This is a genomic window from Rhodoplanes azumiensis (genome assembly GCF_042682915.1).
Lineage (GTDB): Bacteria > Pseudomonadota > Alphaproteobacteria > Rhizobiales > Xanthobacteraceae > Rhodoplanes > Rhodoplanes azumiensis.
The window spans coordinates 1-24,490 of record NZ_JBHUIW010000032.1; the positions used below are offsets into that span (position 1 = coordinate 1).

The 24,490-nt window shown below is 69.8% G+C and carries 23 protein-coding genes, 1 tRNA gene and 1 pseudogene; 17 read left to right on the plus strand and 8 right to left on the minus strand.

The features are described 5' to 3' along the window. Nucleotides 1-249: 249 nt before the first annotated feature. Complete coding sequence (locus tag ACFSOX_RS20935) at nt 250-1,623, plus strand: SLC13 family permease (RefSeq protein ID WP_378479769.1); 1,374 nt, start codon at nt 250-252, stop codon at nt 1,621-1,623. A 25-nt stretch (nt 1,624-1,648) separates the two neighbouring features. Here the strand turns inward: ACFSOX_RS20935 and ACFSOX_RS20940 are convergent, their stop codons facing one another. The 3 genes from ACFSOX_RS20940 to ACFSOX_RS20950 all read right to left on the minus strand — a co-directional run bounded on the left by ACFSOX_RS20940 (nt 1,649) and on the right by ACFSOX_RS20950 (nt 4,365). Then, the gene (locus ACFSOX_RS20940) at nt 1,649-3,664 is read right to left on the minus strand and encodes a methyl-accepting chemotaxis protein (protein ID WP_378479770.1); all 2,016 of its coding nucleotides are present in this window, start codon (nt 3,662-3,664) and stop codon (nt 1,649-1,651) included. 154 nt (nt 3,665-3,818) lie between these two features. Then, nucleotides 3,819-4,082, minus strand: coding sequence for a hypothetical protein (locus ACFSOX_RS20945; RefSeq protein ID WP_378479771.1), 264 nt, complete (start codon nt 4,080-4,082; stop codon nt 3,819-3,821). Nucleotides 4,083-4,289: 207 nt separating this feature from the next. Beyond that, nucleotides 4,290-4,365: transfer RNA gene (locus ACFSOX_RS20950), tRNA-Ala, on the minus strand. Between the two features lie 277 nt (nt 4,366-4,642). On the opposite strand from ACFSOX_RS20950, the gene ACFSOX_RS20955 reads away from it, so the two are divergent. The 4 genes from ACFSOX_RS20955 to leuB all read left to right on the plus strand — a co-directional run bounded on the left by ACFSOX_RS20955 (nt 4,643) and on the right by leuB (nt 7,543). Further along, nucleotides 4,643-4,933 carry a YggT family protein gene (locus ACFSOX_RS20955; protein WP_111360228.1) on the plus strand — a complete coding sequence of 97 codons (291 nt, stop codon included), beginning with the start codon at nt 4,643-4,645 and terminating at the stop codon, nt 4,931-4,933. Between the two features lie 17 nt (nt 4,934-4,950). Then, entirely contained in the window at nt 4,951-5,274 is a 324-nt protein-coding gene (locus ACFSOX_RS20960) for a DUF167 family protein (RefSeq protein ID WP_378479772.1), read from the plus strand. Next, nucleotides 5,271-6,155 carry a bifunctional methylenetetrahydrofolate dehydrogenase/methenyltetrahydrofolate cyclohydrolase FolD gene (gene folD / locus ACFSOX_RS20965; protein ID WP_378479773.1) on the plus strand — a complete coding sequence of 295 codons (885 nt, stop codon included), beginning with the start codon at nt 5,271-5,273 and terminating at the stop codon, nt 6,153-6,155. The genes ACFSOX_RS20960 and folD overlap by 4 nt, the downstream gene beginning before the upstream one ends. 272 nt (nt 6,156-6,427) lie before the next feature. Beyond that, nucleotides 6,428-7,543 (plus strand): 3-isopropylmalate dehydrogenase, encoded by a 1,116-nt coding sequence (leuB, locus tag ACFSOX_RS20970; protein WP_378479774.1) that lies wholly within the window; start codon nt 6,428-6,430, stop codon nt 7,541-7,543. Nucleotides 7,544-7,697: 154 nt separating this feature from the next. Here leuB and ACFSOX_RS20975 read toward each other — a convergent pair whose 3' ends face one another. Beyond that, entirely contained in the window at nt 7,698-8,042 is a 345-nt protein-coding gene (locus tag ACFSOX_RS20975) for a hypothetical protein (protein ID WP_378479775.1), read from the minus strand. 307 nt (nt 8,043-8,349) lie between these two features. On the opposite strand from ACFSOX_RS20975, the gene ACFSOX_RS20980 reads away from it, so the two are divergent. Further along, the gene (locus tag ACFSOX_RS20980) at nt 8,350-9,384 is read left to right on the plus strand and encodes an aspartate-semialdehyde dehydrogenase (RefSeq protein WP_378479776.1); all 1,035 of its coding nucleotides are present in this window, start codon (nt 8,350-8,352) and stop codon (nt 9,382-9,384) included. 242 nt (nt 9,385-9,626) lie between these two features. Further along, nucleotides 9,627-10,274, plus strand: a complete 648-nt coding sequence (locus ACFSOX_RS20985; RefSeq protein WP_378479777.1) for a DsbA family protein — start codon at nt 9,627-9,629, stop codon at nt 10,272-10,274. A gap of 180 nt (nt 10,275-10,454) precedes the next feature. Here the strand turns inward: ACFSOX_RS20985 and ACFSOX_RS20990 are convergent, their stop codons facing one another. From ACFSOX_RS20990 to ACFSOX_RS21000, 3 genes are all read right to left on the minus strand, one after another. Next, nucleotides 10,455-10,784, minus strand: coding sequence for a BTB/POZ domain-containing protein (locus ACFSOX_RS20990; protein ID WP_378479778.1), 330 nt, complete (start codon nt 10,782-10,784; stop codon nt 10,455-10,457). Between the two features lie 12 nt (nt 10,785-10,796). Further along, nucleotides 10,797-11,678 carry a prephenate dehydratase gene (locus tag ACFSOX_RS20995; protein WP_378479779.1) on the minus strand — a complete coding sequence of 294 codons (882 nt, stop codon included), beginning with the start codon at nt 11,676-11,678 and terminating at the stop codon, nt 10,797-10,799. A gap of 67 nt (nt 11,679-11,745) precedes the next feature. Next, a complete protein-coding gene (locus ACFSOX_RS21000; protein WP_378479780.1) occupies nt 11,746-12,501 on the minus strand; it encodes a 3-deoxy-manno-octulosonate cytidylyltransferase in 756 nt (251 codons plus the stop codon). A gap of 168 nt (nt 12,502-12,669) precedes the next feature. Here ACFSOX_RS21000 and ACFSOX_RS21005 point away from each other — a divergent pair. From ACFSOX_RS21005 to ACFSOX_RS21050, 10 genes and pseudogenes are all read left to right on the plus strand, one after another. Next, nucleotides 12,670-13,206, plus strand: a pseudogene (locus ACFSOX_RS21005) (c-type cytochrome); the annotation flags it as partial. A 422-nt stretch (nt 13,207-13,628) separates the two neighbouring features. Further along, complete coding sequence (locus ACFSOX_RS21010) at nt 13,629-15,548, plus strand: extracellular solute-binding protein (RefSeq protein ID WP_378479781.1); 1,920 nt, start codon at nt 13,629-13,631, stop codon at nt 15,546-15,548. Between the two features lie 59 nt (nt 15,549-15,607). After that, nucleotides 15,608-17,476 (plus strand): extracellular solute-binding protein, encoded by a 1,869-nt coding sequence (locus ACFSOX_RS21015; protein WP_378479782.1) that lies wholly within the window; start codon nt 15,608-15,610, stop codon nt 17,474-17,476. A 130-nt stretch (nt 17,477-17,606) separates the two neighbouring features. Beyond that, nucleotides 17,607-18,722 carry a microcin C ABC transporter permease YejB gene (locus tag ACFSOX_RS21020; protein WP_378479783.1) on the plus strand — a complete coding sequence of 372 codons (1,116 nt, stop codon included), beginning with the start codon at nt 17,607-17,609 and terminating at the stop codon, nt 18,720-18,722. A 1-nt stretch (nt 18,723) separates the two neighbouring features. Further along, nucleotides 18,724-19,950, plus strand: a complete 1,227-nt coding sequence (locus ACFSOX_RS21025; protein ID WP_378479784.1) for an ABC transporter permease — start codon at nt 18,724-18,726, stop codon at nt 19,948-19,950. A 51-nt stretch (nt 19,951-20,001) separates the two neighbouring features. Then, entirely contained in the window at nt 20,002-20,415 is a 414-nt protein-coding gene (locus ACFSOX_RS21030) for a hypothetical protein (protein WP_378479785.1), read from the plus strand. Further along, a complete protein-coding gene (locus ACFSOX_RS21035; protein ID WP_378479786.1) occupies nt 20,412-20,864 on the plus strand; it encodes a type II toxin-antitoxin system VapC family toxin in 453 nt (150 codons plus the stop codon). Before ACFSOX_RS21030 ends, ACFSOX_RS21035 begins: the two co-directional genes overlap by 4 nt. After that, on the plus strand, nt 20,861-22,489 hold the full coding sequence (locus ACFSOX_RS21040) for an ABC transporter ATP-binding protein (RefSeq protein ID WP_378479787.1): 1,629 nt from the start codon (nt 20,861-20,863) through the stop codon (nt 22,487-22,489). Before ACFSOX_RS21035 ends, ACFSOX_RS21040 begins: the two co-directional genes overlap by 4 nt. A 149-nt stretch (nt 22,490-22,638) precedes the next feature. After that, nucleotides 22,639-23,271 carry an NUDIX domain-containing protein gene (locus tag ACFSOX_RS21045; protein ID WP_378479788.1) on the plus strand — a complete coding sequence of 211 codons (633 nt, stop codon included), beginning with the start codon at nt 22,639-22,641 and terminating at the stop codon, nt 23,269-23,271. Between the two features lie 4 nt (nt 23,272-23,275). Beyond that, complete coding sequence (locus tag ACFSOX_RS21050; RefSeq protein ID WP_378479789.1) at nt 23,276-23,968, plus strand: thioredoxin domain-containing protein; 693 nt, start codon at nt 23,276-23,278, stop codon at nt 23,966-23,968. A gap of 21 nt (nt 23,969-23,989) precedes the next feature. On the opposite strand, the gene ACFSOX_RS21055 is transcribed toward ACFSOX_RS21050, so the two are convergent. Then, nucleotides 23,990-24,475, minus strand: coding sequence for an HXXEE domain-containing protein (locus ACFSOX_RS21055; protein ID WP_378479790.1), 486 nt, complete (start codon nt 24,473-24,475; stop codon nt 23,990-23,992). Nucleotides 24,476-24,490 lie beyond the last annotated feature (15 nt).

Below are 24,490 nucleotides of genomic sequence, written 5' to 3' on the forward strand. Positions count from 1 at the left end.
TTCCTCGACACGGTGCGGGCCGCCTGAGCCGCTTCTCGGCCCGACGCGGCCCGGCACGCCGGACCGCGACGCGGCGGGCCCGGCCCCTCCCACCGGCCTCGCGCTCGCCGCCCCGCTTGCCTCCTTGGCCTGCGGCATGCATGGGTTCCGGCCCCGTCCGGAGAACGCCCCCGTGCCCACCTGGTCCGAACCTCCCCGCCCGATCGGAAACGCTCTCTATCCTCGCGCCCGGCGTCGGGCCGTGCGCCGATGACCGCGGTCTGGACGTCGCGCGTCATCGCCACCGCCGTGATCGCGCTCGGGCTCGCCGCGGCCGTGCAGCACGCCGGCGGCGGCCACAGCATCTGGCTCGCCTTCTTCGCCGTGCTGGCGACCGTGCTGATGTGGGCGACCCGGGTGGTGCCGGAATATCTCGCCGCCTTCGTGTTCTTCGTCGTCTGCGTGGTCGGTCTCGTCGCGCCCGCCCCGGTGGTGCTGTCGGGCTTCACCGGGCCGGCCGCCTGGCTGGTGTTCTCCGGCTCGGTGATCGGCGCCTCGCTCGGCCACACCGGCCTCGCCGACCGGCTCGGCGCCAAGCTCGCCGCGGTCGCCAACGGGTCGTTCCCGGCCGTGATCACGCGGGTCGCCGTGTTCGGTACGGCGCTCGCCTTCCTGATGCCGTCCGGCATGGGCCGCATCTTCCTCCTGGCGCCACTGCTCGCCGCCTTCGCCCAGCGCGCCGGCCTGGCGAAGGGATCGCGCGGGCGCGCCGGCGTGATGCTGGCCGGGCTCTACGGCACGTTCTTTCCGGCGATGGGCATCCTGCCCGCCAACGTGCCCAACAACGTGCTGGCCGGCCTCCTGGAGACCACCGGGCTCGGCGTCCCGACCTTCTCCGAATACCTGCTGCTGCATTTCCCGGTGGTCGGGCTCGCCAAGCTGGTGCTGCTGATCGGCGTGCTCGTCGTGATGTTCCGCGACGTCGGGCCGGTGCCGGCCCCGCAGGCGGATCCGCCGCCACCGCTGACGACGGGCGAGAAGCGCCTCACCGCGCTGCTCGTCGCCACCATCGGCCTGTGGCTCACCGACAGCCTGCACGGCATCTCGGCCACCTGGGTCGGCATGGCGTCCGCGCTCGTGTGCCTGTGGCCCGGCACCGGGCTGTTGCCGCCGAACCCGCTGAAGAGCGTCGCCTTCGAGCCGATCATCTACGTCGCCGGCGTGGTCGGGCTCGGCGCCGTGGTCGGCCACACCGGTCTCGGCGCGACGCTCGGCGAGTTGCTGACCGTGGTGGTGGCGCCGCTCGCCGGCAGCGCGATCGCGAGTTATGTCGGGCTCGCCGCCGTCGCGGCCGGGCTCGGCCCGCTCGTCACCGCCGTCGGCGTGCCGGCGATCCTCACCCCGATCGCACCGGTGCTCGCCGCCGCGACCGGCCTGCCGGTCGCGACCGTGACGATGAGCCAGGTGCTCGGCTTCTCGACCATCTTCCTGCCCTACCAGGCGCCGCCGCTCGCCGTCGCCGTGCAGATCGGCGCGCTGCCGGTGCGCGAGGCGGTGCGCGCCTGCCTGATCCTGGCGGTGCTGACCATCCTGCTGCTGTGGCCGCTCGACGTCCTGTGGTGGATGCTGCTCGGGCGACTGTAGCGGCCCGGGCAGACGGCGGTCGGCCTCACGCCACCCTGGCCAGGAAGTCGTCGACCGAAGCCTGCAGGTTCTGGGCGGCGCCGGCGAGCTCGCCGGTGGCGCCCAGCACGTCGCCGGCCGAGCGGCTCGCTTCCGAGATCGCGCCCGTGACGGTCGCGATGTTGCCGGCGAGGCTGCTGGCGCCGCTCGCCGCCTGGGCGACGTTGCGCGAGATCTCGTTGGTGGCGGCGCCCTGCTCCTCGATGGTGGCGGCGATCGAGCCGGTGAAGCGGGCGATCTCGTCCATGGTCACCGTGATGCGGCCGATCGCCTCCACGGCCTCGCCGGTCGAGGCCTGGATGCCGGCGACCTGCGCGGCGATGTCCTCGGTCGCCTTGCCGGTCTGGCTCGCCAGCGTCTTCACCTCCTGGGCGACGACCGCGAAGCCCTTGCCGGACTCGCCGGCCCGCGCCGCCTCGATGGTGGCGTTGAGGGCCAGGAGGTTGGTCTGCTCGGCGATCGCCTTGATCAGGCCGACCACGTCGCCGATGCGATGCGCCGCCTGGGCGAGCGTCGCGACCTGGTCGTTGGAGCGAGCGGCGAGCGCCGTCGCCTCGCCGACCACCTTGTTGGCCTGATGGACCTGGCGGCCGATCTCCGCCACCGAGGAACCGAGCTCGTCGGCCGCCGAGGCGACGCTCGACACGTTGGCGGCCGCCTGCTCGGAGGCCTGCGCGGCGTCGGAGGCCTGGCGGGACGCGGAGGCCGCGACGGTGTCGAGCGAGGCCGCCGTGCCCTCCAGACGCTTCACGCTGGCGCCGACCGCGGCGAGCACCTCGCGCACCTGCGAGCGGAAGCCGGCGATCAGGCCGTCGACATGCGCCTGCCGGGCGGCCTGGTCGGCGCGGGCGCGACCGTCGGCCGCCTGCCGCTCGATCGCGGCGACCCGGAACACCTCGATCGAGCGCGCCATGGTGCCGAACTCGTCGGTGCGCTCGGTGCTCGGCACCGTGACGTCGTAGCGGCCCTCGCGCATCTCCCCCATCGCAGACGCCAGGCCGCCGATCAGATCCCTTATGGTGCGCAGGACGATGCGGCTCATCACCACGACCGCCAGGATGGCGCCGACGGTGAGGACGAAATAGAGGACGATGTTCCACCATGCGTTCGACAGCCGGCGGTCCGCCTCGGCGACGCTGCCGTCGAGGCTCGCCGAGATCAGCTTGGACATCGTCGGCAGCAGCCCCTCGTTGACCGCGCCCCAGGCCTGGACGTCCGCGTCCGAGCCTTTCTGACCGGAGTTCTTCAGCGCCAGTGACTGCAACTCGGCGTAACGGCTGCCGTTGCTGCGCTGGAAATCGCGAAACTGCGCGACGACGTCGGGCAGCGCGTAATCCTCCAGAAGGCGACCATAGCTGCCCTGGTGCGCGGCCGCCTCGGTCAGCATCAGGAAGGCGGGTCCGGGCAGGTTGCCCTCGCGCAGCGCGCGCTCGCCGTTGTTGCGCGCCACCAGGCTCGCGCTGTTGTACTTGAGCAGCGCGAACAGGCCGAGGATGCGGCGCGACAGCCCGTCCTCGGCGGTCACCACGGCCGTGCGGCCGATCAGCTCGATGCCGATCCCGGCGAGCGGAGCGCGGAAGGCAGGTATGTCGGAGATCGCCGCCGATTTCGCGTCCATGCGAGCGCGGTGCGCCGCCTGGGTGCCGAGCCGCTGATCGATCGCCGCGAGGTAGCCGCGGATGGCGTCGTCCTGCGGGGCGACCCGCGCGACCGTGTCCTGCAGCGTCTTGTAGGCCTGATCGGTGGACCGTCGTTGCGCGTCGAGCGTCGCCTTGTCGCTGCGGCCGAGCAGCCATTCGCGCTCCGCCTGCCCTTCCGCCGGGAACGCGAAGGCGACGTAGCGCGTCACCGACACGGCGAGCTGCAGCATGCGGTCCGCCTCGGAGAGCGCGGCGTATTTCAGCCACTGCTCGTAGGTCAGGCGACCGGCGAACAGCGTGAGCACCAGCACCGGCACGATGCTGACGATCAGGAGCAGCTTGGCGAACGGAATGCGGCGCACGGCGACTGATCCTCGGCTGGCGGGGGCCCCGAAGTCATAGGCCGAGGAGGTAAATGGAGCCCTACCGGTCGCCCGCTTTGCGAATTCCGACAGCCCACGATGCGGGACAGCAACTCCGGAAGCGCGGCCCCGACGCCGTGTGCGCCGGGCCGAATCACTCCGCCTGGATCAGCTTGGCGACGCAGTCGACCGGGTCGTAGACCGACACCTGCAGCACCGGGTAATTCTGCTTGATCACGCGGCCGGCCTGCTCGGCCGCCTCGACGGTCGGGAACGACCGCTTGGTCTGACGGTCGACCTGGAGCAGGTAGCGACCGGTCTCGGGCTGGCGGCGCTGCGTCCGCGGCTCGGCGGCCGTCACGGCCGCTTCCGGAGCCACGAGCTTGGTGAGGGTCTTGCCCCCGGCGCGAGTCGCCATGTGTGGTATTCCTTCCGAAAGTCCAGATGGTTGAGGGATCGAAGCCGGATACGGCGGCGACCGGCCGACGGGTCGGCGGCGCCGCGACGCATCATCACAGACGAACACGATCACCGGTGAACACGTGACCGCCCGTGCCCACGCCATGCAGGTTCCGCGCCGGTTCTGGGCGGATCATGCTCGCGCGACGGATCGGACCGGATGGGATGGTGGAGCCGAGGGGATTTGAACCCCTGACCTCCGCAGTGCGATTGCGGCGCTCTCCCAACTGAGCTACGGCCCCGCCGCTCGCGGCCGCAAGGGCGGCGAGCCATCAGGTGGCGCCATTTACGGGTCCGGTCCGGACGGTGTCAAGGATTGTCGGACGATCGTGACGGATGTCCTCCGCGGCGTGTCCGGAATGCCGCGGCGGTCCGCGCGGACCGGCCGTTTACCAGCGGCGAAACAGCCCCGTCCTTGGCCCTTGCCGCTGTCGGACCGGAACGGTACACGTCGCTCGGCCCGGGACGGCGCGTCCGCGCGCCGCACGCGTATTGCGACCACCCGACGAGACCCGCGAGATGATTGAATTCCTTGGTTTCATCAGCACCCTGCTGACGCTCTACGTCTACATCCTGATCGCTTCGGCGGTGCTGAGCTGGCTGATCGCCTTCAACGTGGTCAACACGCGCAACCAGGCCGTCTCGGTCATCGGCGAGTTCCTCTACCGTATCACCGAGCCGGTGCTGCGCCCGATCCGCCGCGTGATGCCGGACCTCGGCGGCATCGACATCTCGCCCGTGATCGTGATCCTGGTGATCTTCTTCATCCAGTCGGTGATCCTGCCGAATCTCGCACGGGCGCTGGTGTGACGGCTGCGGCGGCCGAATTGCCGGAGCTCCCCTGGACTCCGGCGGCCGACGGCCTCGTGGTGACGGTGCGGCTGACCCCGCGCGGCGGCCGCGACGGCTTCGACGGCATCGAACGGCTCGCCGACGGCCGCGCCGTGCTCAAGGCGCGGGTGCGCGCCGCGCCGAGCGAGGGCGAGGCGAACGCCGCCCTGATCACCCTCTTCGCCAAGTCGCTGAAGTGCCCGGCCCGCGCCGTCGCGCTGATCGCCGGCGACACGGCCCGCATCAAGCGAATCAAAATCGCCGGCGAGCCCGCCGTCCTCGCGGACGCGCTCGCCCGCCTGTCGGGAGTCTCCGCATGACCGCTCGTCTCATCGATGGAAAGACCGCCGCCGAGGCGGTGCGCGCCGGCGTCGCCGCCGAGGTGGCGCGCCTTTCCGCGGCGCACGGCCTCGTTCCCGGCCTCGCCGTCGTGCTGGTCGGCGACGACCCGGCGAGCGCCGCCTACGTGCGCAGCAAGGGCAAGCAGACGGTCGCGGCCGGCATGCGTTCCTTCGAGCACCGCCTGCCGGCGACCGCCACCCAGGACGAAGTGCTGGCCGTCGTCGCGCAGCTCAACGCCGATCCGAGCGTCCACGGCATCCTGGTCCAGCTGCCGGTGCCGAAGCAGATCGATCCGCACGCCGTGATCCTCGCCATCGACCCGATGAAGGACGTCGACGGCCTGCATCCGCTCAGCGCCGGCCTCCTGGCGAGCGGCCTGCCCGGCCTCGTGCCGTGCACGCCGCTCGGCTGCCTCTACATGGCCAAGACCGTGCATGCGTCGCTGGCCGGCCTGGAGGCCGTGGTGGTCGGCCGCTCGAACCTGGTCGGCAAGCCGGTCGCCCAGCTTCTGCTGCGCGAGAACGCGACCGTGACGATCGCCCATTCGCAGACCCGCGACCTGCCGGCGGTGTGCCGCCGCGCCGACCTCCTGGTCGCCGCGGTCGGCCGGCCGGGCTTCATTCGTGGCGACTGGATCAAGCCGGGCGCCACCGTGATCGACGTCGGCATCAACCGGGTGCCGACCGCCGACGGCAAGGGCCGGCTCACCGGCGACGTCGCCTTCGACGAGGCCGTTCAGGTCGCCGGCGCCGTGACGCCGGTGCCGGGTGGCGTCGGCCTGATGACGGTGGCGTTCCTGCTGGTCAACACGGTGCGGGCCGCCTGCGCGGCCGCCGGCCTGCCGGCGCCGACGATCTGAACTCCGCTCCGCGGCCCCGGGGCCGACGCCGAACACTCCGCTCGTTCCCGCGAAAGCGGGACTCCACAGGAGCGGCAGACCGTGCAGCCCCTGGGTTCCCGCCTTCGCGGGGACGAGCGGCGGCGAGCGACACGGCCGCCTTGCCATTCGGCGTGCCGCGAATTAGCACTCCGCCGTCACACATGACAGCCGCCGTCGGCGGCGTCTCGCACCATGCAACGGCCGCCCGCCGCGGCGCCGCTCCCGATCATCAGCCCCCCAGAAGGCTCATCATGGCGACCTACAAGCTTCTCCTGCTTCCCGGCGACGGCATCGGCATCGAGGTGATGGCCGAGGTGAAGCGGCTGATCGCGTGGATGAACCAGAACGGGCTCGGCACCTTCGAGACCGAGGAGGGGCTGGTCGGCGGCGCCGCCTACGACACCGAGGGCGTCGCCATCTCCGACGCGACCATGGCACTGGCGCAGGCGGCCGACGCCGTGATCTTCGGCGCGGTCGGCGGGCCGAAATGGGCCTCGGTGCCCTACGAGGCGCGGCCGGAGGCCGGCCTTCTGCGGCTGCGCAAGGATCTCGGCCTCTACGCCAATCTGCGCCCGGCGATCTGCTATCCGGCGCTCGCCGAGGCCTCCTCGCTCAAGCGCGAGGTGGTCGACGGCCTCGACATCATGATCGTGCGCGAGCTCACCGGCGGCGTCTATTTCGGCGAGCCGAAGACCATCGTCGACCTCGGCAACGGCCAGAAGCGCGCCATCGACACCCAGGTCTACGACACGTTCGAGATCGAGCGCATCGGCCGGGTCGCCTTCGAGCTGGCGCGCAAGCGCCGCAACAAGGTCGCCTCGATGGAGAAGCGCAACGTCATGAAGTCGGGCGTGCTGTGGAACGAGGTGATGACCGCGCTCCACGCCCGCGAGTTTCCGGACGTCGCGCTCGAGCACGTGCTGGCCGATGCCGGCGGCATGCAGCTGGTGCGCTGGCCCAAGCAGTTCGACGTCATCGTCACCGACAACCTGTTCGGCGACATGCTGTCCGACGTCGCCGCGATGCTCACCGGCTCGCTCGGCATGCTGCCCTCCGCCTCGCTCGGCGACGTCGATCCTTCGACCGGCACCCGCAAATCGATGTACGAGCCCGTCCACGGCTCGGCCCCGGACATCCAGGGCAAGGGCATCGCCAACCCGATCGCCATGCTGGCGTCGTTCGCGATGGCGCTGCGCTACTCGTTCGGGCTGGGCCGGGAGGCCGACATGGTCGAGCAAGCGATCGCCGCGACGCTCGACAAGGGCCTGCGCACCGCCGACATCACGTCGGCCGGCTGCAAGGTCGTCGGCACGCAGGAGATGGGGGAGGCCGTGATCGCCGAGGTGGCCCGTCTCGCCGGGACGTGAGCGACTTGCCGTTTCGGGGCGCGGACCGCAGATCCGCGCGCCCGGAATCGAGACTCACAGGCAAGGGTCATGGGTTCCGGGCTCGCGGCGGAATCGGTGCCCGGACGGCGCGAAGCGCCGATCCGGGTGCAGCGATCCGGAACGACCGGCGACCTCAGTACCGCGACCAGCCCGGGATATCGAACTGGCCCGGCAGCGGATTGCGCGACCACGAGCCCGGGAAGGCGTTGTTGTCCATCCAGTGCGGGAACACCGTGTAGGACGGCGACAGCGCATAGTCGCTGTAGTGCTGGCTGTTGGGCAGCAGCTCGCGGCCCGGATCCAGGAACGAGCGCTTGCGCACCGTGACGCGCGACGCCGGCCGGCCGTTGTAGTCGGCGACGATGTCGTAGGTCTTGGCCTGGCGGCGCTTGGTCGCGGCCTCGGCCTCCGGCGCGGAGAACAGCACGGCCACGAGCCCGGCAGCGGCCGCGCAGGCGACGAAGGTCATCGGGCGCATCGGAACCTCTCGAGCGTTGTCGAACGCGAACCTGAGTTTTACCGTCGATTCCCGTAGCACGACAAGGCAACGGCCGCGTTAACGGGCTGGTTCCGCGGCGTTTCCGGCCGACCTGTGGCGGCCCTGCTGCACTCCGGGGCGAAGCCTCGAAGAATGCGGGTGGTTTCGGCCCCGGTGGCCCGGCAAACCGGCCGAATCCGAAGCCGGCATGGCAGCGCCCCGGCCCCGACGTGTTGAACCGCCGCGCAGTCTCGCCTAGAACCCGGTCGCTTCGGCCCTCGAACGGGCCGAGATTCGGAGACGAGCCATGGGTTACAAGGTCGCGGTGGTCGGCGCCACGGGCAATGTGGGCCGCGCCATGCTGGAGATCCTCGCCGAGCGGCAGTTCCCCGCCGACGAGGTGGTCGCAATCGCGTCCCGGCGCAGCCAGGGCGTCGAGGTCTCCTACGGCGACACGACCCTGAAAGTCAAAGCCCTCGAGCACTACGACTTCTCCGACGTCGACATCTGCCTGATGTCGGCCGGCGGCTCGGTGTCGAAGGAGTGGTCGCCCAAGATCGGCGCGCAGGGCTGCGTCGTGATCGACAACTCGTCGGCCTGGCGCTACGACGCGGACGTGCCGCTGATCGTGCCCGAGGTGAACGCCGACGCGGTCGAGGGCTTCCGCAAGAAGAACATCGTCGCCAACCCGAACTGCTCGACCGCGCAGCTCGTCGTCGCGCTCAAGCCGCTGCACGACCGCGCGACCATCAAGCGCGTCGTGGTGTCGACCTACCAGTCGGTGTCGGGCGCCGGCAAGGAGGCGATGGACGAGCTGTTCTCGCAGACCAAGTCGGTCTTCACGCTCGACGAGATGCAGGTGAAGAAGTTTCCGAAGCGCATCGCCTTCAACCTGATCCCCCAGATCGACGTGTTCATGGAGGACGGGTACACGAAGGAAGAGTGGAAGATGATGGCCGAGACCAAGAAGATTCTCGACCCGAAGATCAAGCTCACCGCCACCTGCGTGCGCGTGCCGGTCTTCGTCGCCCACTCCGAGGCCGTGAACATCGAGTTCGAGCAGCCGATCACGCCCGACGAGGCGCGTCAGATCCTGTCGACCGCGCCGGGTTGCCTGGTGATCGACAAGCGCGAGCCCGGCGGCTACGTCACGCCCTACGAGGCGGCCGGCGAGGACGCCACCTACATCAGCCGCATCCGCGAGGACGCGACGGTGGAGAACGGCCTCGTGCTGTGGTGCGTCTCCGACAATCTGCGCAAGGGCGCCGCCCTCAACGCCGTGCAGATCGCCGAGTGCATGCTCAAGCGCAACCTTCTCCAGCCGAAGAAGAAGGCCGCCTGACCCGACACGCCGCCGACGCGGCGCGACGACGCGAAGCCCGGCCGAGGGCGTTCCTCGTGCCGGGCTTCGCTTTGCCGGACGCGCCCGCGTCCGGCGCGGTGCCGACGCGCCGCGACACGTGCCCAAGAAGACTGCCCTCCAAAAGAGGGCTCCGGACCTGCCCGAGAACATTGCCCTGGAAGCGCCCTTTCGGACACGACGAAGACCAAGGCGGTGCGCGTCACCGCCCCGAAGGAGCCCCTGTGACGACACCTCCGCGTGCATTCACCTATCTGTTCGATCCCCTGTGCGGTTGGTGCTACGGCGCCGCTCCGGCCCTGCACCGGCTCGCCGCGATGCCGGACGTCGCCATCACGATGATGCCGACCGGACTGTTCGCCGACGCCGCCAGCCGGCCGATGACCGACGCGTTCGCCGACTTCGCCTGGTCCAACGACAAGCGCATCGAGACGCTGACCGGCCAGCCGTTCACCGACGCCTATCGCGACACCGTGCTGGGCGACCGCATGCGGCGCTTCGATTCCGGCCCGGCGACGCTGGCGCTCGCCGCCGTGGCGATGACCGAGCCGCGCCGCGAGCTGGGCGCGCTCTCCACCCTCCAGGCCGCCCGCTATGTCGACGGGCGCGACATCACGGCACCGGCCGTGCTGGCCGCGATCCTGGCCGACCACGGTTTCGCGGCGGCCGGCGCCTTGGTCGCGGCGCCGACCGACGCGCTGAAGGCCTTCAACGCCGATCGCATTCTGCGCGCCCGCAGCTTGATGCAGGCGATCGGGGCGCAAGGCGTGCCGACCCTGGTGCGGCACACGCCGGACGGACCGCAGCGGCTCGATTCGGGCCTCCTGTTCGCCGGCCCCGAGCGAATCGCCACGGCGCTGGCGGCGGGGTGACGGCGGCGTCGCTGGGTGCGCTCTCCGTCGCAAGCCGCTTTGCGTCATCGGTCATCCCGGGGCGCGGACCGCAGATCCGCGAGCCCGGGATCCATACGCCCGGCGTCGGTGGTTCACGAAATGCAGGGGTTGTGGGTTCCGGGCTCGCGCCTTCGGCGCGCCCCGGAACGACCGGCGCCCTCACCCTTCCTCCGTGAGATCCTCCCAGACCTCGAGCTGGACGGCGCCGCCGAGCACCTGGCGCCACGCCTGGAGGAAGCTCTGGATGCGCAGATCGCTGGCGATGCGCTGGCGGCTCATCTCCAGCGCCTCCGGCGTCTCGTAGACGATCTCCTGGATGAACTGGGCAGGGTCGTCGACGTTGCGCAAGAGCCGCATCGAGGTGCCGCCGAGCAGCCCGTAGAACGGTGCCGTCGCCTGGACGACCGAGCGGACATAGGCCGGATCGGCCGACGGCAGCGTCACCTTCAGAAGCAGAACTCTCCGAACGTTTCCGCCGGCCGTCGCCATCCCCGCCCCCGCTCAGGTGGTCGCGAGCTCCTGCTGCGACCGCTTGGCGAAGGTAGCGCGGATCGGATGCGCCGGATAGACGCCGAGGATCTTCAGCGTCTTCGGCTGGCTGAAGAAGGCGAGCTCCTCCAGCGCGAGCTTGAGCCCGCGCTCCTCCGGATGGCCCTCGACGTCGGCGTAGAACTGGGTCGCGGCGAAATTGCCCTCGAGCATGTAGCTCTCGAGCTTGGTCATGTTGATGCCGTTGGTGGCGAAGCCGCCGAGCGCCTTGTAGAGCGCGGCCGGGATGTTGCGCACCTGGAACACGAACGTGGTGATCACCGGCCCGTTGTTCGGCTCGGCGATCGCCGGCTCCTTCGACAGCACGATGAAGCGGGTCGTCGAATGCGACTCGTCCTCGACGTTCTCGGCCAGGATGTCGAGGCCGTAGATCTCGGCGGCGAGGCGCGACGCGATGGCGGCCCGGGTCTTGTCGCCGGCCTCGGCGACGATGCGGGCGGCGCCTGCCGTGTCGGCCTGGACCTTGGTGACGGCGCCGAGCTTGCGCAGGAAGCGGCGACACTGGCCGAGCGCCATGATGTGGCTCTCGACCGTCTTCAGGCCGTCGAGGGTCGCCCCCTTGGGCGCCATCAGCTGGTTGCGGATCGGCAGGAACCACTCGGCGACGATGCGCAGCCGCGAGGTCGGCATCAGGTGATGGATGTCGGCGACCCGACCGGCGACCGAGTTCTCGATCGGGATCATGCCGAGCGTCGCCTTGCCGGACGAGACCGCCGTGAAGGCGTCCTCGAAGGTGGGGCACGGCACCGGCGTGTAGTCGGGATAGGCCTCGCGGCAGGCGATGTCCGAGTTGGCGCCCGGCTCGCCCTGAAAGACGATCTTTTTCTGGTCCATGATGGTCTCGGGTAAAGCCCCGGCGGGCGGGCGAGTCAACGGCCGTGTCGGCCGGTCGGCGGGTCGGTCAGTCGGCGGGGCGAGCGCGGCCGGCCAGGATCGCCCGCGCGGCGTCGAGGTCGGCGGGCGTGTCGACGCCGAGCGGCACCGAGGCGACCACGGCGACGTCGATCCGCATGCCCGCCTCGAGGGCACGAAGCTGCTCCAGCCGCTCGCGCCTCTCCAGCACCGACGGCGGCAGCGACACGAAGCGGGCGAGCGCGGCACGCCGATAGGCGTAGAGCCCGATGTGGTGGTAGAGTGGCCCGTCGCCCCACGGCGCCGTCGCCCGGGTGAAATAAAGCGCCCGCAACCGCCGGTCCGCGACCGGGCTGCCGACCACCTTGACGACGTTCGGATCGGTGCGCTCCTCGTCGCGCACGATCTCGGCCGCGAGCGTCGCGATGTCGACCGCGGGGTCGGCGAGCGGCGCGACCGCTGCGGCGACGTCGCCGGGCACGAGCGTCGGCAGGTCGCCCTGCACGTTGACGACGGTCCCGAACCGTCCCTCGGGGTCGATCGTCTGCAGCGCCTCGAAGATGCGGTCGGAGCCCGACGGATGGTCGGCTCGGGTGAGGACGGCTCGCCCGCCGGCGGCCGCGACGGTGCCCCGGATCGCCTCCGAATCGGTGGCGACGACGACCGGCCCGACCCCGGCCTCGACGGCGCGGCGCATCACGTGGACGATCATCGGCACGCCGCCGATGTCGGCGAGCGGCTTGTCGGGGAGCCGCGTCGCGGCGAGACGGGCCGGGACGAGAACGACGGTGTCGGACAAGGACATGACGCGTACCGGATCGGGAACGACGGCGCGCCGTTCCGCAGCCGCGAACCGCGGCCTTCGGCGGCGCTTATACGTGTTGCAAGGCGCGCCGCAAACCCGCTATGTCTGCCTACGAACCTCGTGCGGCACCCCCGCCGTCGACGCTCTTTCCCCCGGAGCCCGTGCGCGATGGATTCCTTCGAACTCAACAAGATCGCCGGCGCGGTGCTGTTCAGCGCCGCTTGCGTCGTCGCTCTGAACGTCACGGCCGGGATCATCTTTTCCCCGGAGAAGCCGGAGCAGCCGGGCTTCGTCATCGCCGTCGCCGGCGAGACCGCGGCCCCAAAGGCGGCCGCCGACGCGCCGGCCGAGCCCCCCATCACCACGCTGCTCGCCACGACGAGCGTCGATCGCGGCGCCGCGGCGGCCCGTAAATGCGAATCCTGCCACACCTTCGACAAGGGCGGTGCCAACAAGGTCGGCCCCAACCTGTGGGGCGTCGTCGGCCGGCCGCACGCCTCGCATCCCGGCTTCAAGTACTCGGCCGCCATGGCGGCGAAGACCGGGCCGTGGACGATCGAGGAGCTGAACGCCTTCATCCAGAGCCCCAAGGCGGCGGTTCCGGGCACCGCCATGGCGTTCGCCGGCGTGCCGAAGGCGAGCGAGCGCGCCGACATCCTCGCCTTCCTCAACTCGAAGTCCGACAACCCGCAGCCGCTGCCCACCACCACGGGCGCCGCCTCGCCGGATCCGGCGCCGTCCTCGCCGCAGCCCGGCACCCCGGGCGCCGCCCAGCCCGGCGCTCCGGCCGAGGCCGCGCCGCCCAAGCCGTGAGGCACTCCACCTCCCCCTGGAGGGGGCATTCAGAAGTTGTCAGTCCGGGACGCGCCGAAGGCGCGACCCCGGAATCCAGCGGCGAACTCCACCTCCTGGGCTGGATTCCGGGTTCGGCGCTGTGCGCCGCCCCGGAATGACCGAGCTCAACAGACCCTCTCTCGCTCCGGCCGATCCGTCGAGATTGCGAACATTTAACCCGTTTCGACCGTCCGCGGCTGGCGGACGCACATCCCAAAACCGACATATTCGGTTAGAACCGTCGGTCTGTCCGCCCCGAGAACCGTCTCGGGCGGCGTGCTTGGGAGATGTCCTTGCCCCTGTCCCGGCCTCTGTCCCGTCGCGACGTGCTCCGCTCGACCGCGATCGCGGCGGCGACCCCTGCCCTCGCCCCGCTCGCCGCGCTCTCTCCGGCCGCACTCGCGCAGACGGCCACGGACGGCCCGGCCGAGCCCGCCTGGCGGCATGGCCTGTCGCTGTTCGGCGACCTCAAGTATCCGGCCGGCTTCAAGCACTTCGACTACGTCAACCCGAACGCTCCGAAGGGCGGCACGGTGCGCCAGATCGCCATCGGCACCTTCGACAACTTCAACGTCGTCGTCTCCGGCGTGAAGGGCACGCTCGCCGGCCCGGTGTTCTTCGTCTACGAGACCCTGATGGTGCCGGCGCTCGACGAGGTCTCGACCGAGTACGGTCTGCTCGCCGAGGCCGTCTCCTATCCGGCCGACTACGCCTCGGTGACGTATCGGCTGCGGGCGAACGCGCGCTGGCACGACGGCACGCCGGTGACGCCCGAGGACGTGATCTTCTCGCTCGAGGCCTTCACCAAGAACCATCCGCAGTTCGGCGCCTACTACCGGCACGTCACCAAGGCCGAGAAGACCGGCGCGCGCGACGTGACCTTCACGTTCGACCAGCCCGGCAACCGCGAGCTGCCGCAGATCGTCGGCCAGCTCCGGGTGCTGCCGAAGCACTGGTGGGAGGGCACCGACAGCCAGGGCCGCAAGCGCGACGTCACCCAGACGACGCTCGAGGTGCCGCTCGGCAGCGGCGCGTACAGGATCAAGGAGTTCTCGCCCGGCCGCACGATCGTGCTGGAGCGCGTGAAGGACCACTGGGCCAAGGATCTGCCGGTCAGCATCGGCCGCGACAATTTCGACGAGCTCCGCTACGAGTATTTCCGCGACACCACGGTGGCGCTGGAGGCGTTCAAGGGCGACGCCGTCGACTGGCGCACCGAGAACTCGGCCAAGGATTGGGCGACCGCCTACGACTTCCCGGCCGTGAAGGACGGCCGCGTGATCCGCGAGGAGTTTCCGATCCGCAGCTCGGGCGGCATGCAGGCCTTCGCGTTCAACACCCGTCGTGACAAGTTCAAGGATCCGAACGTCCGCCGCGCGTTCAACTACGCGTTCGACTTCGAGGACATGAACCAGGCGATGTTCTTCGGCCAGTACAAGCGGGTCGGGAGCTACTTCGAGGGCATGCCCGACCTGATGTCGTCCGGCCTGCCGGAAGGCCGGGAACTCGCGATCCTGGAGACGGTGCGCGACAAGGTGCCGGCCGAGGTGTTCACCACGCCCTACACCAACCCGACCGCGGGCTCGCCGGAAGCGGTGCGCGCCAATCTCCGCGAGGCTCTGCGGTTGTTCAAGCTCGGCGGCTACGAGGTGCGCGACCGCAAGCTGGTCGACGTGAAGACCGGCCAGCAGCTGACGGTCGAGTTCCTGCTCTCGTCGCAGACCTTCGAGCGGCTGGTGCTGCGCTATCAGCCCTCGCTCGAGCGCGTCGGCGTCGCCGTCTCGGTGCGCACCATCGACCCGGCCCAGTACGAGAACCGGATGCGGACCTGGGACTACGACATCATCGTCGACTCGTGGGGGCAGTCGCTCTCGCCCGGCAACGAGCAGCGCGGCTTCTGGGGCACCCAGGCGGCCGACCAGCCGGGCTCGCAGAACTCGGTCGGGATCAAGAACCCGGCTGTCGACGCGCTGATCGACAAGGTGATCTTCGCCAAGGACCGGGCCGAGCTCGTCGCCGCGACCAAGGCGCTCGACCGCGTGCTGCTGTGGAACTTCTACGTCGTGCCACAATGGACCTACGGCAAGCAGCGCACCGCGCGCTGGGACCGTTTCGGCCGGCCCGAGACGATGCCGCAATACGGCGCCGCCGCCTTTCCGACGATCTGGTGGTGGGACGCGGCCAAGGCCGCCAAGACCGGCGGACGTTCGTGAGCGCGGGCGAGCGTGACGACGGGCACCTCCTCGCACCTCTCCCCGCGTGCGGGGAGAGGGTGCCGAGCCGCCGCGACGTCCTGATCACGTCCGCCGTCGCGGCCGTCGCCGCCGCCGCCGGCCTCCCGCCGCGCCGTGCACGGGCCGCCGTCGAGGCGCCCGAGACGCACGGGCTGTCGGCCTTCGGCGATCTCAAGTACCCGGCGGACTTCCGCCACTTCGACTACGTGAACCCGAACGCCCCGAAGGGCGGCACCTTCTCGCTGGTCGGCTCGACCCGGCAGTTCAACCAGAACTTCCTCACCTTCAACTCGCTGAACAGCTGGATCCTGCGCGGCGACGCGGCGCTCGGCATGGAATGGACCATGGCGAGCCTGATGGTGCGCGCGACCGACGAGCCGGACGCCCTGTACGGCCTCGTGGCGCGCGCCGTGCGGGTGGCGCCGGACGGGCTCGCCTACACGTTCGTGCTGCGGCCGCAAGCGCGCTTCCACGACGGCACGCCGATCACGGCCGCCGACGTCGCCTGGTCGTTGACGACCCTGAAGGCCAAGGGTCATCCCATCATCGGCCAGCTTCTGCGCGACATGATCGCGGCCGAGGCGGAGGCCGACGACCTCGTGACGGTGCGGTTCGCGCCGGGCCGCGCCCGCGACGTGCCGCTGTTCGTCGCCTCGCTGCCGATCTTCTCGCGCACCTATTATGCAACCCGAGCCTTCGACGAGACGACGCTCGACGTGCCTCTCGGCTCCGGTCCCTATCGCGTGGGCCGCTTCGAGCCCGGCCGCTACATCGCCTACGAGCGGGTGTCGGACTGGTGGGGCGCGGCGCTGCCCGTGTCGGTCGGCCAGCACAATTTCGACACGCTGCGTTACGAGTTCTATCGCGACCGCGACGTCGCCTTCGAGGGCTTCACCGGCAAGAGCTATCTGTTCCGCGAGGAGTTCACGTCGCGCATCTGGGCGACCCGCTACGACTTCCCGGCGATCCGCGACGGCCGCGTCAAGCAGGTCGTGCTGCCCGACGACACGCCCTCCGGCGCCCAGGGCTGGTTCCTCAACGTGCGTCGTGACAAGTTCAAGAATCCGAAGCTGCGCGAAGCCCTGATCGTCGCGTTCGACTTCGAGTGGACCAACAAGTCGCTGATGTACGGCTCCTATCAGCGCACCCACTCGGTGTTCCAGAACTCCGACATGATGGCGACCGGCAAGCCCGAGGGCGACGAGCTCGCGTTGCTGGAAAGGTTCCGCGGCAAGGTTCCGGACGAGGTGTTCGCCGAGCCCTTCGTGCCGCCCGTCTCGGACGGCTCGGGGCAGGACCGCGCGCTCCTGCGCCGCGCCTCGCAGCTCCTCGTCGAGGCCGGCTACCCGGTGAAGAACGGCAAGCGCGTCGACCCGAGCGGCACGCCGGTGACGATCGAGTTCCTGCTCGACGAGCCGGCGTTCCAGCCGCATCACATGCTCTACATCAAGAATCTCGGTCTGCTCGGCATCGACGCCACGCTGCGCATGGTCGACCCGGTGCAGTTCCGTGCCCGCGTCGACGCCTTCGACTTCGACGTGACCATCCAGCGCTTCTCGTTCTCGACCACGCCGGGCGACGCGCTGCGCTCCTACTTCTCGTCGCAGTCCGCCGCCATCAAGGGAACCCAGAACCTCGCCGGCATCGCCGATCCGGTGATCGACCAGCTCATCGAGGCGATCATCGCGGCGAACACCCGCGCCGATCTCGTCATCGCGGCGCGGGCGCTGGACCGGGTGATCAGGGCCGGGCGCTACTGGGTGCCGCAGTGGTACAAGGCCTCGCACTGGCTCGCCTTCTGGGACGTGTTCGACCGCCCGCCGACGAAGCCGCGCTACGCCCGCGGCACGCCGGAGACGTGGTGGCACGACGCCGCCAAGGCGGCGAAGACCGAAGGGAAGGGATGAGTCGAGCGCGCATTCTGCTCGGAGCACGCCGCGACCCGGAACCGGACCGCGGCGTCGATCCCTCTCCCCGCTGCGCGGGGAGAGGTGAGGACCACGACAACGCCGAGATGTCAAAGGCCGATCGAACGCCATGACCGCCTACATCGCCCGCCGCCTCCTGTTCATGATCCCGACGCTGCTCGGCATCATGCTGGTGTCCTTCGTCGTGGTGCAGTTCGCGCCCGGCGGCCCGGTCGAGCGGGTGATCGCCCAGATCTCCGGCTCCGACACCGGCGCGACCTCGCGCATCTCGGGCTCGGCCGGCGGCGACTTCGGCGCCCGCGGCCAGCCGCAGGGCGGCGCCGCCATGGACGCGACCTCGTCGAAATACCGCGGCGCCCAGGGGCTCGACCCCGAGTTCATCAAGAACCTCGAGCGCCAGTTCGGCTTCGACAAGCCGGCCTGGGAGCGGTTCTTCATCATGCTGAAGAACTACATCACGTTCGACTTCGGCAAGAGCTATTTCCGCGACGTCAAGGTGATCGACCTGATCAAGGAGAAGCTGCCCGTCTCGATGTCGCTCGGCATCTGGATGCTGCTGCTCACCTATCTGATCTCGATCCCGCTCGGCATCCGCAAGGCGGTGCGCGACGGCTCGCAGTTCGACGTGTGGACGTCCGGCATCATCATCGTCGGCTACGCGATCCCGGGCTTCCTGTTCGCCATCCTGTTGATCATCCTGTTCGCCGGCGGCTCGTTCTTCGACTGGTTCCCGCTGCGCGGCCTGACCTCGGACAACTGGGACCGGCTCGCCTGGTGGCAGAAAATCCTCGACTACTTCTGGCATCTCGTGCTGCCGATCGTCTCGATGGGCATCGGCGCCTTCGCCACCATGACGCTGCTGACCAAGAACTCGTTCCTGGACGAGATCCGAAAGCAATACGTCCTCACGGCGCGCGCGAAGGGCTGCACCGAGCGGCAGGTTCTGTACGGGCACGTGTTCCGCAACGCCATGCTGCTGATCATCGCCGGCTTCCCGGGCGCCTTCGTGCACGCCTTCTTCTCCGGCTCGCTCCTGATCGAGACGATCTTCTCGCTCGACGGGCTCGGGCTGCTCGGCTTCGAGAGCGTGCTCAACCGCGACTATCCGGTCGTGTTCGCCACGCTCTACATCTTCTCGCTGGTCGGCCTGATCGTGAACCTGATCTCCGATCTCACCTACACCTGGGTCGATCCGCGCATCGACTTCGAGACCCGCGAGGTGTGAGATGGACGCCCCGACCACCCCGCCCCGCATCGACGGCCGTCCGGCCGAGCGCGCCGCCGCCGAAGGGCGCGAGCCCGAGACGCAGGCGCTGGCGCCGACCGGCCTCGCCGTGCCGCCCGAGGGTCGGCCGCTCCCGGTGTCGCCGATCACGCGGCGGCGCTGGCGGAACTTCAAGGCGAACCGACGCGGCTTCGTCTCGTTGTGGATCTTCCTGGTGCTGTTCGTCGTGTCGCTGTGCGCCGAGCTGATCGCCAACGACAAGCCGTTCCTCGTCTCCTACGACGGCCACTGGTACTTTCCGGCGCTCGTCGCCTATCCGGAGACGACCTTCGGGGGCGACTTCGAGACGACGGCCGACTATCGCGACCCGTTCCTGCAGAAGCAGATCGCCGAGAAGGGCGGCGCCATGTGGTGGCCGCCGATCCGCTACTCCTACAACACCCACAATCTCGACCTGCCGACGCCCGCTCCTTCGCCGCCGACCTGGATGCTCACCGAGGCGCAGTGCAAGCCCGTGGTCGAGCGCAAGGGCCTCTCCGGCTGCCGCGACCTCGAATACAACTGGCTCGGCACCGACGACCAGGGCCGCGACGTCGCCGCGCGGCTGATCTACGGCTTCCGCCTCTCGGTGCTGTTCGGCCTGTGCCTCACGCTCGTGTCCTCGGCGATCGGCATCGCGGCCGGCGCCGTGCAGGGGTATTTCGGCGGCTGGACCGACCTCCTGTTCCAGCGCTTCATCGAGATCTGGACCTCGGTGCCGTCGCTCTATCTCTTGCTGATCATCTCGTCCGTTCTGGTGCCGGGCTTCTTCGTGCTGCTCGGAATCCTGCTCCTGTTCTCCTGGGTGTCGCTGGTCGGCCTGGTGCGCGCCGAGTTCCTGCGCGGACGCAATTTCGAGTACGTGCAGGCGGCGCGCGCGCTCGGCGTGTCGAACACGCTGATCATGTTCCGCCACCTCTTGCCCAACGCCATGGTGGCCACCCTCACCTTTCTGCCCTTCATCCTGTCGTCCTCGGTGATGACGCTGACCGCTCTCGACTTCCTCGGCTTCGGCCTGCCGCCCGGCTCGCCGTCGCTCGGCGAGATGCTCGGCCAGGGCAAGGCCAACGTCCAGGCGCCCTGGCTCGGCCTCACCGCCTTCTTCACCGTGGCCGTGATGCTGTCGCTCCTGATCTTCATCGGCGAGGCGGTGCGCGACGCCTTCGACCCGCGCAAGGCGTTCGGATGACTCTACGCAAATCGCGATTGACTGCCCGAAACGCGTAGGATAACATTCGAAATGAATAGTCTCGCCGACATCTTCGCGCTCTGGCCTTCCGACGCCGACCTCGGTCGCGACCTGGAAGTGCCGTACTCGACCGTCGCATCGTGGAAGCAGCGCGGTTCGATTCCGCCTGCCTATTGGCGGGACTTCATCCTCCTGGCCCGCCGGCGAGGACACCCGGAGATCGACGCCGATTTCCTCGTCCGCCTCCATGCCCGCACCCCGGCGCCCGGAGCGGCCCGTGGATTCGCGGAGGACGACGCGGCGACGTTCCACGCGCCGCCCGGATCGAGTGCCCCGGCCGCCGTCGGCGCGACCGCGGGCGGCCACTTCTCGCGACATCGCGCGGCCCGTCGTGCACGCTTCCAGACCGGCCGGGAGATCGAGGATCATGTCGACGCGTTGCGCGAAGAGTGGTCCCACCGTTGACCGCGCCACGCCTCTACCTCGACGCCAACGTCTTCATCGCCGCGTATGAGAGCGCGACGGCGCGGTCCGACCACGCGTGGTGGACCCTCGACGCGATCGAGAGCGGCGAGTTCGTCGGCGTGACGAGCGAGCTGACGCTGGCGGAGATCCTGGTGAAGCCGCTCGCCGACGGCGACGACGACCTCGTCCGGCGCTACAAGGACATCATCACGTCGAGCGACGAACTGATCGTCGTCGCCGTCGATCGCGACATCCTGGTCGACGCGGCCGAACTGCGGTCGCAGCGGACATCGCTCCGGCTTCCGGATGCCATCCACGTCGCCAGCGCACGCCGCGCCGGCTGCACGCACATCGTCAGCGACGACCGTCGTCTCCCGTTCGCACCGGGCATCGCGGTCGTGCGGCTCGGCCCCCACACCATCGGCATCGTCAGAGGCCAATCGCCATGACCACCCCCCTCCTCTCCGTGAACGACCTCTCCGTCGTCTTCCGCCAGGGCGGGCGCGACATCCTGGCGGTCGATCGCGTGTCGTTCGATCTCGCCAAGGGCGAGACGCTGGCGCTGGTCGGCGAGTCGGGCTCCGGCAAGTCCGTCACGGCGCTGTCGGTGATGAAGCTGCTGCCCTATCCGGCGGCGAGCCATCCGTCCGGCACCATCGTGTTCAAGGGCGAGGAACTGGTCGGGCGCAGCGACGACGAGATGCGCAAGGTGCGCGGCGACGACATCGCGATCGTGTTCCAGGAGCCGATGACGTCGCTCAACCCGCTGCACACGATCGAGAAGCAGATCGCCGAGATCCTGCTGCTCCACCGTGGCCTCACGGGCGAGCCGGCGCGTCGCCGCATCGTCGAGCTGCTGACCCAGGTCGGCATCCCGGACCCGGAGGGCCGGCTGGGCAGCTACCCGCACCAGCTCTCCGGTGGCCAGCGCCAGCGCGTGATGATCGCCATGGCGCTCGCCAACGAGCCCGATCTGCTGATCGCCGACGAGCCGACGACCGCGCTGGACGTCACCGTGCAGGCCCAGATCCTGGCGCTGCTGAAGGACATCCAGCGCCGCCTCGGCATGTCGATGCTGTTCATCACCCACGACCTCGGTATCGTGCGCAAGATCGCCGACCGGGTCTGCGTGATGAAGAACGGCCGCATCGTCGAAAGCGGCGCGGTGGAGCGCGTGTTCACGGCGCCGGAGCATCCCTACACGAGAGAGCTGCTCGCCGCCGAGCCGAAGCCCGATCCGGCGCCGCCGCGACCGGACCAGCCGATCGTCGTCGAGACGAGGGGTCTCAAGGTCTGGTTCCCGGTCAAGCGCGGCCTGATGCGTCGCACGGTCGGTCACATCAAGGCGGTCGACGGCATCGACATCGCGGTGCGCAAGGGCGAGACGCTCGGCGTCGTCGGCGAGTCGGGCTCGGGCAAGACGACGCTCGGTCTCGCCATCCTGCGGCTGATCTCCTCGCAGGGGCCGATCGTCTTTCTCGGCAACGACCTCCAGGGCCTCAAGTTCAAGGCGATGCGGCCGTTCCGCCGCGACATGCAGATCGTCTTCCAGGATCCGTTCGGTTCGCTCTCGCCACGCATGTCGATCGCCGACATCATCGAGGAGGGCCTGTGGGTGCACCAGCCCGGCCTCTCGGCGGCCGAACGCGAGACGCGCGTGGTGCGCGCGCTCGCCGACGTCGGGCTCGATCCGCAGTCGCGCTTTCGCTACCCGCACGAGTATTCGGGCGGCCAGCGGCAGCGCATCGCGGTCGCCCGCGCACTGGTGCTCGAGCCGAGCTTCATGGTGCTGGACGAGCCGACCTCGGCGCTCGACATGCTGATCCAGTCGCAGATCGTCGACCTGCTGCGCGATCTGCAGAAACGCCGCGACCTCACCTACCTGTTCATCTCGCACGATCTGCGCGTCGTCGCCGCGTTGGCGAGCCGGCTCGTGGTGATGCGCAACGGCAAGGTGGTCGAGGAAGGCGCCGCGGCCGACATCTTCAAGGCGCCGAAGAGCCCCTACACACGCGCCCTCTTCGCCGCGGCGTTCAATCTCGACACCGCCCCGGAAGGCGTGGTGGCGCAGTAAGCTCCACGATGCTACAGCACGCGCGCGAAATGATCCCGCCGTCATGGCCGGACTCGTCCCGGCCGCCGACGTCCCGGGGCTCGTCGGAGCAACAGGGCGTGGATGTTCGGCACCGGGGCCGGGCCTGACGGATTCGGAGTGCGGTGCGCATGAATCGGCAGTCTCCTCCACCCGCTCTCGCCGATGCGCCGGCCGAGGCGCAGATCGACGGGCCGACGCTAATCGGCCCCGGCTTCCGCCGCTTCGAGCGCTGGGGGGTCACCCTGGACTTCGGCGGCACGCCGACCGCGATGACGCGCGACATCCTGCGCATCGGCCGCACCGTCGGCATCGTCGCGATCGACCTCGCTCGCGACGAGATCGTGCTGATCCGCCAGTTCCGGCTGGCCGCGCATCTTTCCACCGGGCGCGGCGACATCGTCGAGATCCCGGCCGGCTACGTCGAGCCCGGCGAGGCCCCGGCGGCGGCCGCGGCGCGCGAGTGCCTGGAGGAGATCGGCGTCGCGCCACAGGCGCTGCGCGAGATCTTCGGCTTCATGCCGGCACCCGGCATGTTGGAAGAGTACGCCCACATCTTCCTGGTCTCGGTCGATGCCTCGCAGCTCCCCGAGCGCGCCGGCGCGCCCGGCGAGATCGAATACACACGGCCGATCCGCGTGCCGATCGACGCGGCGATCGCGGCGCTCGGCGCCGGCACCGTCGAGAACGGCTATCTGCTCGTGTCCCTGCAATGGCTGGCACTCAATCGGCACCGGCTCGCCGCCCTGCTCGGAAAGGACTGATCCCATGCGACTGACCCGACGGAGCGCCGTCACGGCGCTCGCCTCTGCCGGCGTCACCATGGCGCTCGCGCCCGCAGCCGTCGCACAGGACGGCGCGCTGTTCCCGATCACGGGCGAGGACGGCAAGCCGGTCGTCAACTACAAGGTGCCGGTCGAGCTCGAGAGCCGCATCGAGGCGCTGCCCGGGATCGTCGTGATCGGCAATCCCAAGGGCGACGTGACGCTCGCCGAGTTCTACGACCTCAACTGCCCGTTCTGTCGCAAGGCCGCGTCCGACACGGCCGCGCTGGTCGCCGCCGACAAGGAGCTACGCCTGGTGCTGGTGCCGTTCCCGGTGCTCGGCGTGCCGTCGATCCAGGCCGGACGGGTCGAGCTCGCGGTCGCCAAGGTCGGCACGCCGGCGCAGTTCGAAGCGTTCCGGCAGAGGATCTACGCCGGCCGCGGCACGGTCGACGGCAAGCGCGCGCTCGCCGTCGCCAAGGAGATCGGCTTCTCCGTACCGGCGATCACCAAGGCGGCCGACGCGGACGACATCACCGACACCATGCTGGCGCATGTCCGGCTCGGCAACGCGCTCGGCCTGCAGGCGACGCCGTCCTACGTGATCAAGGGCGTCGCCGTGCTCGGCCATCCGGGTCGTAAATCGCTCGAGCAGATGATCACGTCGGTGCGCCGCTGCGATCAGGTCGCCTGCTGAAGCGATCCCGGCTCGGTTCGCTCATCGACGCTGGACGAAGTAGGGCTTGTCCTTCAGCTTCAGCATCACGACGGGGCTCGCCATCAGCAGAGCCCCGCCGATCGCCGCACCGACGGAGATCGATGCATCGAGCCGCCCTTCGGCGACGGCGGCCGCGAACATCGCGATGCCGAGCGGCAGGAACAGCACCACGGCGGTGACGAGTCCGGGCGAGAAGCGGCCGCGCGTCGCGACGAAGGGCAGGATGTGGAAGAAGACGGCGTTGATCACCATCAGGGCCGCGTAGGTGAGCGGCGCCCAGGGCAGCGTCGGCGCCAGCATGCCTTGCGCGATGCCGAGCGCGACCACGACCGCGTTGGTCACGTAGAAGTCGGTCCACTCGACCGGCAGGCCGATCACGCCGCGCGCCCAGTCGCGCCAGTCGAACGTGTATTCCTCCAGAATGTGGACCGCATAGGCCGCCATGGCGAGCCAGGACAGCTCGACGAGGGAGAGGTCGGGGGTCATGGAGCACTCCTCGCT